The sequence below is a fragment of the Methanococcoides sp. genome, assembly GCF_030594565.1.
Lineage (GTDB): Archaea > Halobacteriota > Methanosarcinia > Methanosarcinales > Methanosarcinaceae > Methanococcoides > Methanococcoides seepicolus.
The window spans coordinates 1-10374 of sequence record NZ_JAUVEY010000074.1; the positions used below are offsets into that span (position 1 = coordinate 1).

11 protein-coding genes and 1 pseudogene are annotated in these 10374 nt (G+C 39.6%); 10 read left to right on the plus strand and 2 right to left on the minus strand.

Annotated elements, in window-relative coordinates:
• Window positions 1–225, plus strand: a 225-nt coding sequence (locus tag QAS77_RS07300) for a RuBisCO large subunit C-terminal-like domain-containing protein (protein WP_305064690.1), incomplete at its 5' end; no start/stop codon positions are given.
• Window positions 226–468: 243 nt separating this feature from the next.
• Window positions 469–1587, plus strand: coding sequence for a site-specific integrase (locus tag QAS77_RS07305; RefSeq protein ID WP_305064692.1), 1119 nt, complete (start codon window positions 469–471; stop codon window positions 1585–1587).
• A gap of 130 nt (window positions 1588–1717) precedes the next feature.
• Here the strand turns inward: QAS77_RS07305 and QAS77_RS07310 are convergent, their stop codons facing one another.
• Window positions 1718–2440 (minus strand): hypothetical protein, encoded by a 723-nt coding sequence (locus tag QAS77_RS07310; RefSeq protein ID WP_305064694.1) that lies wholly within the window; start codon window positions 2438–2440, stop codon window positions 1718–1720.
• Window positions 2441–2891: 451 nt separating this feature from the next.
• On the opposite strand from QAS77_RS07310, the gene QAS77_RS07315 reads away from it, so the two are divergent.
• The 5 genes from QAS77_RS07315 (at window position 2892) to QAS77_RS07335 (ending at window position 8698) form a co-directional block, all read left to right on the plus strand.
• Window positions 2892–3050, plus strand: a complete 159-nt coding sequence (locus QAS77_RS07315) for a hypothetical protein (RefSeq protein ID WP_250869453.1) — start codon at window positions 2892–2894, stop codon at window positions 3048–3050.
• Entirely contained in the window at window positions 3047–4339 is a 1293-nt protein-coding gene (locus QAS77_RS07320; RefSeq protein ID WP_305064696.1) for a DNA primase family protein, read from the plus strand. Before QAS77_RS07315 ends, QAS77_RS07320 begins: the two co-directional genes overlap by 4 nt.
• A gap of 1261 nt (window positions 4340–5600) precedes the next feature.
• Window positions 5601–6695 (plus strand): ABC transporter substrate-binding protein, encoded by a 1095-nt coding sequence (locus QAS77_RS07325; protein ID WP_305064697.1) that lies wholly within the window; start codon window positions 5601–5603, stop codon window positions 6693–6695.
• A 28-nt stretch (window positions 6696–6723) separates the two neighbouring features.
• On the plus strand, window positions 6724–7887 hold the full coding sequence (locus tag QAS77_RS07330; protein ID WP_250869285.1) for a FecCD family ABC transporter permease: 1164 nt from the start codon (window positions 6724–6726) through the stop codon (window positions 7885–7887).
• The gene (locus QAS77_RS07335; RefSeq protein WP_305064699.1) at window positions 7880–8698 is read left to right on the plus strand and encodes a heme ABC transporter ATP-binding protein; all 819 of its coding nucleotides are present in this window, start codon (window positions 7880–7882) and stop codon (window positions 8696–8698) included. Before QAS77_RS07330 ends, QAS77_RS07335 begins: the two co-directional genes overlap by 8 nt.
• Before the next feature lie 90 nt (window positions 8699–8788).
• Here QAS77_RS07335 and QAS77_RS11625 read toward each other — a convergent pair.
• Window positions 8789–9127: pseudogene (locus QAS77_RS11625) on the minus strand (hypothetical protein); the annotation flags it as partial.
• 111 nt (window positions 9128–9238) lie between these two features.
• Here QAS77_RS11625 and QAS77_RS07340 point away from each other — a divergent pair.
• The 3 genes from QAS77_RS07340 to QAS77_RS07350 form a co-directional block, all read left to right on the plus strand.
• Entirely contained in the window at window positions 9239–9430 is a 192-nt protein-coding gene (locus QAS77_RS07340) for a hypothetical protein (protein ID WP_305064700.1), read from the plus strand.
• Window positions 9431–9450: 20 nt separating this feature from the next.
• On the plus strand, window positions 9451–9642 hold the full coding sequence (locus QAS77_RS07345; protein ID WP_305064702.1) for a hypothetical protein: 192 nt from the start codon (window positions 9451–9453) through the stop codon (window positions 9640–9642).
• Window positions 9643–9972: 330 nt separating this feature from the next.
• Window positions 9973–10374, plus strand: a 402-nt coding sequence (locus QAS77_RS07350) for a DUF4430 domain-containing protein (RefSeq protein ID WP_305064704.1), incomplete at its 3' end; no start/stop codon positions are given.

Below are 10374 nucleotides of genomic sequence, written 5' to 3' on the forward strand. Positions count from 1 at the left end.
GGCCTTAACCCTGTGAAACTGAAACCCTTCATAGATGTAATGGAGAATGTCGATTTCATCACTACCATGGGTTCAGGCGTACACTCCCACCCCGGAGGCACACAGTCAGGTGCAAAGGCACTTGTCCAAGCATGTGATGCATACCTTCAGGGAGTGGACATTGCAGAATATGCCAAGGACCATAAGGAACTGGCAGAAGCTATCGAGTTCTATTTGAATAGATAATTGTACGAAAAGGATCTCTACACGGATATCTGAATCTGTAGAGATCAAACCTTTTTTATTCAGATATTTAAGAATCCAGTAGCTTCTGCCATCTCGAACTTTTTATGGAATGGCAAAGCTGATCATTTTTTAAAAGTAGTGCGGGAGGTGCGATTCGAACGCACGAACTCCTACGAGACAGGGTCCTAAGCCCTATTCAGAGGGCTACATAACATTGAGATCCTTAGAAACTAACTAACATGTATGAAACATAGACCAGACACAACTGGAAACAATGAACTAATACTGAAAAAATATGAAGAATCCCTTCAACTTAATGGGTTCAAAGAATCAACAGTAAATACTAAATTATGGAAAGTATACACTTTTTTGAAATACTACAACGATAAACCGGTCGATGATATCTCAAAAGATGATATACAGAGTTATATCTTACATAGGCGTGAGAATAGAAAGCCTAAGACGGTGCATAACGATATCGTTGATTTACGGTTGTTCTTTAAGTGGCTAAAGCCAGATAATGATTTCTTCGAAGGCGTAAAAACCAAACCACAAAAGAACCGTTTACCAGTCTCAGAGTTGATAAGACAAGACGATATAACGCAGTTACTTACAGCGTGTGATAATCAGAGAGACAGGGGACTCGTAATGACTTTGTGGGATTCTGCTGCAAGGATAGGGGAATTGTTAGCATTGAACATAAGGAATGTAGAGTTTGATCGTTATGGCGCGGTCATCATTGTAAATGGAAAAACCGGAATGAGAAGACTCAGGTTGGTTGATGCAGTACCCGATTTACAATTATGGGTCAACCAGCACCCACAAAGAGAGAACCCAGATGCACCTTTATTTGTGACAGCACGTAAATACGGAGATGCTCCCCGACGTTTAGATGTGCGAACAGTTCAGAATTTAATAAATACGCTTTCCGATCATGCAGGTATCAAGAAAAATGTTCATCCTCACGCATTCCGACACGGAAGGTTAACCGAACTCGTTAAACGTGGATTCCGGGAATCTGAATTAAGGATCATTGCCGGATGGGAAGATGATAGCAAAATGCCAGCCGTATATATTCACATGTCGGGTGATGATGTAGAGAAGAAAATGCTGGCAAGTTATGGCATCATTGAAGATGAGGAAGAGCACAGAGAAGAGCACCTTAAACCCATTGAATGCCCCCGATGCAAGACAAAAAACCCTTATGATAGCAAATATTGCAGCACTTGTAGCATGATTCTTGATATGAAAACAGCGTTAGACGATGATGCCGCAACGGCCTTGATGATGAAAAGGGCAGAAGCAGATCCGAATATCTTACTGGAGGCTCTAAAAACAGGAATGCAGCAGATGAAGAATTAAACTTCATCTTTCCTCCGAACATTTCACAATAATTGATTACACACTTTGCCAAATCCAATGGAATCCATGGTAGTGAAGCCAATACCAAAGGTATAAAGTTTACATCCATGCGCATAACAAACAGGTTTTGTCACACAGGGTTCATTGAATAAACAGTTTGATCTTCAAACTTTTTTAAAATATCCCCCATTTTGCTATAGTCTTCTAAAAATGCAGTCGATAGTGACGAAGGTATCTTATCAGTGAATAAATCGGATTCAAAAAGTTTATTGAAAAGATACATTAAATAGTGATCATTTTGATTTTTCGCACCCGTTTTCTTTAACTTTTTCATTTTTTGACGCACACAGTTCATTATTTCAGCATATATTGCTTCAGCACCGTTTGATCTAGTGTTATGAAGAGTTGCTATTATAGCTGATTTGTAAAGAGCATCAACATTATTATAACCAAAATCCACCAGATCCATACGTCCACCAATGGACACGAGTTTTTCATTCAATTCATCAGATAGAATTAGTTTTAGAGATGTTTGACTATATTTCAACACTAAACTTAAGAATTCACGACCTTGATTAATTAATTTATTATTTGTATTTTCACATAGATAGTCAATTACAATTTGAATTATGTCATAGTAATATTTACTATCCATGAGATCGAAGATAGATTCATCATCATATACATTCGTAACCAAATATCTAAGTGTAGTAATATCAGGGGTAAGAGAATTTAATGCAGGTTTGGCACCGGGCCTAGAAGAATCTATTTTTTTTGATAGTACAAATCCATTGTCTTTTAATTTTTTCAACGGCTTATCAATAACATTAAATTTTTTTTTGTCATAACCCAAATCTTCAAGTACCTCTCGGGTTGTTTTTGGTGACTGAACCAAGCATTTTAAAATTATAATACCGAGTTGTTCGGATGCATGTTATAATAGATATTAGTATTAGCATATAGATATATCGAACTGATGATAATATTTAATTATCGTAAGGCTAAGGAATTGTTACGATATATCGCACTAACAAACAGATTGTGCGATAAATTTTTTTAAATAGTTAAACGCATATCAGTATCTGAGGTTTAAAATATGTTAAACTTTGGAGAAAGGAAAATTAACAAAATTGGCGGGTCCTACATGGTAGCAATTCCCATAAGTTGGATACGATCAGTTGGTAACAACTTGAAAACAGTAAAAATTGAGGTAAACAAAAACAAAGAAATTGTAATTGCAGCCGGTATTGTCCGACAAGATTCGACCGACCGCAATAACACACAATCTACGGAGATTATGCAACATGGATAATAACTCTATTTTTGATAAAGATTTTGCAGATGACTTCATGAACAAATACGGAGATGTTGTCGAACACTGGAAGAATCACAGAGATCCAATCAAAAGAGGATTTGCTGTTATGCTTAAAAGTGCTACAAATAAAGAGGTGTGGACAGTATGAAAAATATTATGCCATGCCTTGGTAATGAGAAATCGTTCTTTTCTAAACGTGGAAAGCTACAGATAAAGAAACTTGCAGAACAGATAATGGACTTGGACAGGTTCATCACATTTAAGGATACAAAGAAAATCTTCTACTACCGTAACGGTGTCTATGTTCCGGATGGTGAAGATGTCATCGCCAAGAACGTCCAGAACGTTTTAGGAGATGCATCTGCAAAACATCGTATTTCAGAGGTTGTCAACTACATAAAGGTGGAAACATTGATTCCACGATCACAGATTAATCATGATACCAAGCGTATTAATCTTCTTAACGGGGTCTATAATCTTGAAACTGATAAACTCGAGGAACACAATCCTAGCAATATCTCCATCGTCCAGATTCCCGTGACGTATGACCCTGAAGCTGTGTGTCCTAAGATCGAGCAATTCATGGAAGATGTACTGCGTCCGGAAGATGTAGCGGTTATGTACGAGTTTATTGGATACTGCCTGATACCTGACACGAGGATTGAGAAGTCTGTGATGTTACTCGGGAAAGGTGCAAACGGTAAGTCTGTATTGCTCTCCATGTTCGGTGAGTTCCTGGGAGATCAAAACACGAGTTGTGAATCACTTCACATGCTTGAAAAGGATCCTTATTCTCTTGCAGAGCTATATGGTAAGCATGCGAACATCTTCCCAGACCTTGCATCATCTGCTCTATACGAGCACAGTTCTTTCAAGATGTTAACGGGTAACGATGGGTGGATTAGAGCACAGCGGAAGTTCGAGCATCCGTTCAAATTCAAGAACACGGCCAGAATGATCTTCAGTGCAAATGATCTACCACCTGTGCCGGGGAATGATTTTGCGTATTTCAGGAGATGGATTCTTCTAGCATTCCCAAACCAGTTTGTTGGAGACAACTGTGATGGTGATATCCTCGCCAAAATAACTACAGAGGATGAGCTTTCGGGTCTTCTAAATCTTGTGATACCTGCATTAAAGAGGCTGCTTGAGATCGGTGAATACAGCTATGATCGATCTCTGGAGCAGGTCATGCAGATGTACAGAATCAATTCTGACCATATTGCTGCATTTGCTGATGAGTGTGTGGTATTTTCTGAGTCTGCTACAACTAAAGGTGTAATGCTCAACAAATACACGGATTGGTGTAAAGGACGTGGGATTAAACCACAACATGAAAATGTGTTTGCGAAAAGATTTAAAAAACTTGGATATATTAGTGGCCGAGAACCCACTGGCAAACGTGTAACAACGTGGGAAAATTGCGTATGTTTCTAATCCGTCATGGGTCGGGATTTTACCCCTGACGTAAATAATCAAGAGCATGAGAGCAATCCGTCAGGGTGTCAGGGGTTAACCTCTCATTGTAGTAATATGCAGAGTAGTATGTTTATACAAGACACACACATACATTGCTACAATGGAGAAAATACCCCTTTCCCCTGACGGATTTGAAAAAACCAATGACGTGCAACACGTCAATACTCGTCAGGGGTAAAATGATACCCCTGACACAACTTCCGAGCAAACGAATAAGTCTGAAAAGGAGTTTTGCATTGGAAGAATTCCCAGTAAAACGCGCGATTTGATACAATCACTTCTCTCAAAACCTAAAGCCGAGTCTGAAATAATAGAGGTGTGTGAGGATGTTAAATATTTCTTGATAATATCTTCTAAACTATTTTCCATATGTATGGAAACAACTATATATTGCTTATGAAGTTTCATTATTTCACTAACATTTTTTATAAAATCCTTATAACCTTTCTTAGCTATACGATTATATCGGAATTTATGTTAATTTATTTCAAAGCTGAGGTAATAACCCTAATTGCATAATAGATATCAGGATACTGTTTTTAATCACAATTAAATATTTCCAGTGGAAATGACTCGCAAGCATTACAATTAATATTGAAATGGATTTTGTTATTTTAGCTTACATACAAGGATTCTATGGTTTGATATCCCTATCACTTATATTGTCTACAAGTATAATCCACAGATTTTAGAGTTAATTCATTAATGCTACAAAATGAAAACACTTTATATCCATAAGCAAAATGCAAACACAAAAAAAACCATTGATTCCATGAAGTTTATTATTATTCCAATTTAAGTCAACTATATTTTAATAATTTTACATCCTTCTGAAACTGATTATGAATTATGAGGGACGAGTAGAACAATTAAATAATGAGCTTCATAAAGAGGAGTTTCCGGAAGCAAGAGGTCTTGGAAATTTAGGTAGAAGCGGTGGATGAAAAGTCACCAGCATGGTTTCATTCCATAACTGATTCTTTCGTTTGGAGGTAATGGAACATACCATTCTAACAACTTCAAACTAAGCCATTCATCAACGATGTGCTTTGCTGGACCGCCATAATCTCTTACTGCTTTGATAATCTCTTTATCAAACACAACTAAGAATCTTTATCGGAATTCTTATTATTAAGAATAACATAGATAATCTTTAACACAAAGCTTTTACAGACACATTTTATTAGTTTTCATCAAAACTGATAATGAGGAAAGCACCATGCTAAAAAGAACTCCTATCATCCTGCTCATCTCCATCCTGTTGCTTATATCAAACGTCCAGGCATCAGACAACAATACCGTGGAGTACCCAATAACCATCACTGATTCATCAGGTGCCACAATTACGATAGAAAAGGAACCGGGACGCATCGTATCCCTTATGCCAAGTATAACTGAGATACTATTCACGGTTGGTGCCGGAGACAAGATGGTTGGAGGTACAGAAGATGACAAATACCCGCCAGAAGCCATCAACTTGACTAAAGTCGGGAGATACACTACGATTAATTATGAAACGGTCGTACAACTCGAACCTGATCTTGTCATACTCGATGAAGCGAATGGAGAGGACACGATCATACGCCTTGAAGACCTTAATATACAGACCGTAATGATCAATCCAAAAGCAATGGACGAGATCATAGAAAGCATACTCCTTGTAGGGACAATCACGAACAATGAGGACAATGCACAGGAAATAGTAGATGGGATGAGACAAACTATCAGTGATATCACAGACAGTACCAAAGGAATACCTGATGAAGAAAGACCAAGGGTCCTGTACATAGTATGGGATGATCCCATCTATTCAGCCGGAAAAGATACATACCCAAGTGATCTGATCACCATGGCCGGAGGACAGAACATAATTGAAGCAAACGGGTGGCCTACCATAAACCTTGAAAACATCGTCAGTGCTGACCCGCAGATAATAATCTGTTCAGGAATGGGAGGATTGTCCTACCAGATAGCGAACAACACAAGGAACAACGATGCTCTTGAAACAGTAGCTGCTATTAAGAACGACAGAGTATACCCCATAAAAGATCCGAACATCATCGAACTGTCTGGTCCGAGGATAGTCCAGGGGCTGGAAGTACTCCACTTATATATGGGAGACGACTGGGAACAGAAGGATTACACCAGTTTGACTGACGCAAGCCAGCCACACGTAGATGCAGCAGATGAAGGTCCGGAAGAGGAGGGTCTTGTGCAGGATGGCGGAAATGCAACTGCAAATGCACCTGGATTCGGAGTATTGCTTGCCATCAGCATGATGGTCCTCGGATATATGGGAAGCAGACGATACTAAAGCATTAGATTTACGGGGAATAGAGAACATGCCAAAGTATACTGGTTCCGTAAGAAGCGTAATTATTGCACTGGCAGTGACCCTGTTGATCGTAGTTGTCAGCAACACCGCAATTGGAACCACCAATATTTCACCGGTCCTGACAGCTAAGATAATTTATATGGGCCTGCTTGAATGTGTCCAGGGAACAATATCATGGATCTTGTCTCTGATAGGTATCCAGTTTGACGGTTCAACATTGTTCAACAGCATCTCTCCTGATCGCACATGGACCGACGGTCAGGAAAAGATCATTGTGGGAATTCGACTACCTCGCGTGCTTCTCGCTGCACTCGTTGGAGCAGCACTTGCCACTGCAGGCTGTTCCATGCAGGGTCTTCTGAAGAACCCACTGGCAGACCCTTACATCATAGGAATGTCCTCCGGTGCAGCCCTTGGCGCAGCTATTGGTTTTGCACTACTGCTACCGATACAGCTCATATCTTTTATCTTTGCCACTATAACCATATTTGTAGTATATAACATATCAAAGGTCGGTGGAAAGGTCCCTGTAGATACACTTCTTCTTGCAGGTATAGCTATCAGTTTCTTCTTATCAGCACTTACATCCTTTTTCCTCTTCTTTTCGGAATCTCTTCATCAGATCATTTACTGGATGATGGGGGGATTCTGGAATGCAAGCTGGGATAAAGTGAAGATCACTCTGGTCATAGTGTTTACAGGTATATTATTATCATATAGACACTCCTGGAACCTGAATGTGATGTTGCTGGGAGAAGAGCAGGCACAATCCCTGGGAGTTAATGTTGAGAGTGTTAAAAAGCAGGTCCTGATACTCTCTGCATTGATTACCGCTGCAGCAGTATCCGTTAGTGGGATCATAGGTTTTGTAGGGCTTATCATGCCCCACATCATGCGCAACATAATAGGACCTGATCACAGAGGTCTCCTGCCTGCCTCTACATTAATGGGAGCCATCTTTTTAGTGCTCTCTGATACATTTGCAAGGACATTTCCCACCAAGGCGCAGGCGGTATTAGAGTCAAATGACATTATGTTGTTCCAGGTAATACTCGAAAGGGTCGGATCCCTGCAAGGGGTGGATCTTCCTGTAGGCATAGTTACCGCCCTTTTTGGTGCTCCTTTCTTTGTATATCTTCTAAGAAAAAGGAGGAAAAGTCTCTATGCTTGAAGTAAATGGTGTTATCGTGAAATATGGGAACCGTCAGATACTCAATCAGGTGAACCTCCGTGCAGAAAAAGGAAAATTTGTAGGGATCATTGGCCCGAACGGCTCAGGAAAGACCACGCTGGTAAAGACGATCAACAATATCATAAAACCAAATGGCGGAAGCATAACGGTCGATGGACGAAGTCTTGATACGATGAGCAGTGTCGAGATCGCAAAGAATATAGCCATGGTCTCGCAGGTAATATCCATTAATTTCGAGTTTACCGTAGAAGACGTTGTCTTAATGGGTCGTACCCCATACATCAAAGGTGCTGAGACACATGAAGACATGGAAATTGTGCAGGATGCGATGAAAAAGACGAAAACACTTCATCTAAAGGATAGGTTCGTTACACAACTAAGTGGTGGAGAACTGCAAAAAGTGATCATTGCCCGTGCACTTGCACAGGATCCAAAGATACTGCTTCTGGATGAACCAACCTCCCACCTGGACATTACGAATCAGATAGACATATTGAACCTCGTAAAAGATGCTTCCAGAAAAGGAATGCTTGTCATAGCGGTCATGCATGACCTGAACCTTGCAGCATATTATTGTGACAAGATCTACCTTCTCAGGGATGGAGATGTGATCTCCAGTGGAACCCCCGATGAAGTACTGACACCATCCAACATAAAGACCACATATAACATTGACGTGGAGGTTATCAACAACCAGATCACGAACTCTCTTTATGTTATACCCCGTCTGGAACCACTTGGTAAAAAAACCCAGCTTTCCCAGAGGGATATTATGTCCACATCCGCCTAATTCAAATTCTTTATCGATCTCCAGCCACCTCAAAAAAGTAGCTGAAGACACAGTATCCCCAAGCCCCACAGTAAACACCGGCTTTTCACAGATGATGGTCGGCAGGATACAAACCGAAAAATCCCTGTACTCCCCACATACACCGCCCTCAAACTGTTCACCGCCGATAAAATCCTGCAATTTGCTTGCCTGCTTTATTCCTTCTTCACTTTTGGCAAGATCACTCACTGAACCTTCAAGTTGTGATCGCTCAGGCAGTTTTCCTGATGCTGCAAAAGCTGCCGCACACATCACACCGAATTGCATACTCTGCATCTCATGAAGAGGGTTGGAAGTTCCTTTCCTGAAAACGCTCATCATGAAATCACGGGTATGCAGGACTATTTTCTTCGGGCCGGTAGATGAAGCACACCTTACACAGGCATCCATTTTTGAATGTTAATGCTTGCCACTCATGTATTCAATATTAATTATATTTATAATCATTTAAGGCAATAAACATATAAACTAATCGAATGTATATTCTGTTGGGGTTTTAAAATGTGGAGTTTTTCAAAAATCGAGAGCGAAAATCTAAAAGCTATCACTGATCTAGAAAGCAAATTGGATATAACCTTAATTGCTTTTTCAGATGATGGGGTACAGTATGCAGACTTAAATGAAGACGCTGCTAAAGAAGTAAAGGACTTAGAAAAGAAACTGGGGCTTTCACTGGTAGCTCTTAAAGCATAATAAAATAGTGGGGTTTTAAAATGTGGAGTTTTTCAAAAATAGACACCGAAAATCTGAAAGCTATCGCTGATCTAGAAAGCAAATTAGGTGTAACCTTAATTGCTTTTTCAGATGCTGAAATCAAGTATGCAGACTTAAATGAAGACGCTGCTAAAGAAGTAAAGGACTTAGAAAAGAAACTGGGTCTTTCACTGGTAGCTGTTAAAGCATAATAAAATAGATAGTGGATTGCAATGTTTTGCACCCACTACTTTTTTTTCAATATCAATGATTCCTACGTTAAAGTAATGAAAATACCTTTACTCATTGAATACTTTTGTATTTTCAATCAGTTGCATAGTTTATATTTTGATTAGCGCACTTTCAACATATAATTTTGTGTTCTATACTGATAACATCTGTAATCTAAATACAGAGCTTTATATACCATTCAATTCCATCTTTATTAAGGGTTTCTAATTTAAAGCGAAAGAGTAAGAGGTATCACTATGGGGAAAAGGATCTGGGTTATATGTATAATTATTTTGGGTATGATGATGGTAATGCCATCAATGGCGGGAGCTGCACCATCTGTCATCTGGGATGGCGAGGTTGAGTTACCTTCCGGTACGTTTGATTTTGTGCCTACCAGCAATCAGTCTGCAAGTTATGAGATCAATAATTTCACCGATCTTGGAGCTCTTGTAGCTGCTAATCAAAGTGCTGGTTTTAGTATCAACGTATCAGACGAATGGTATGCATCATTCGGTTCGTTCTGGATCAATGGTATTAATGGAACTAACAATGAACCATGGGGTCCTTCTTCTAAATCATGGTCGATCTTGATCAATGATGTGCCAGCTTCTGAAGGACTTAGTAAAAATACGCTGAAGAATGGGGATGTTGTCAGTTTCTGGTTCTGTCCAACGAACAGTACGACATTTGAACCTATCATCGGTGAAGCA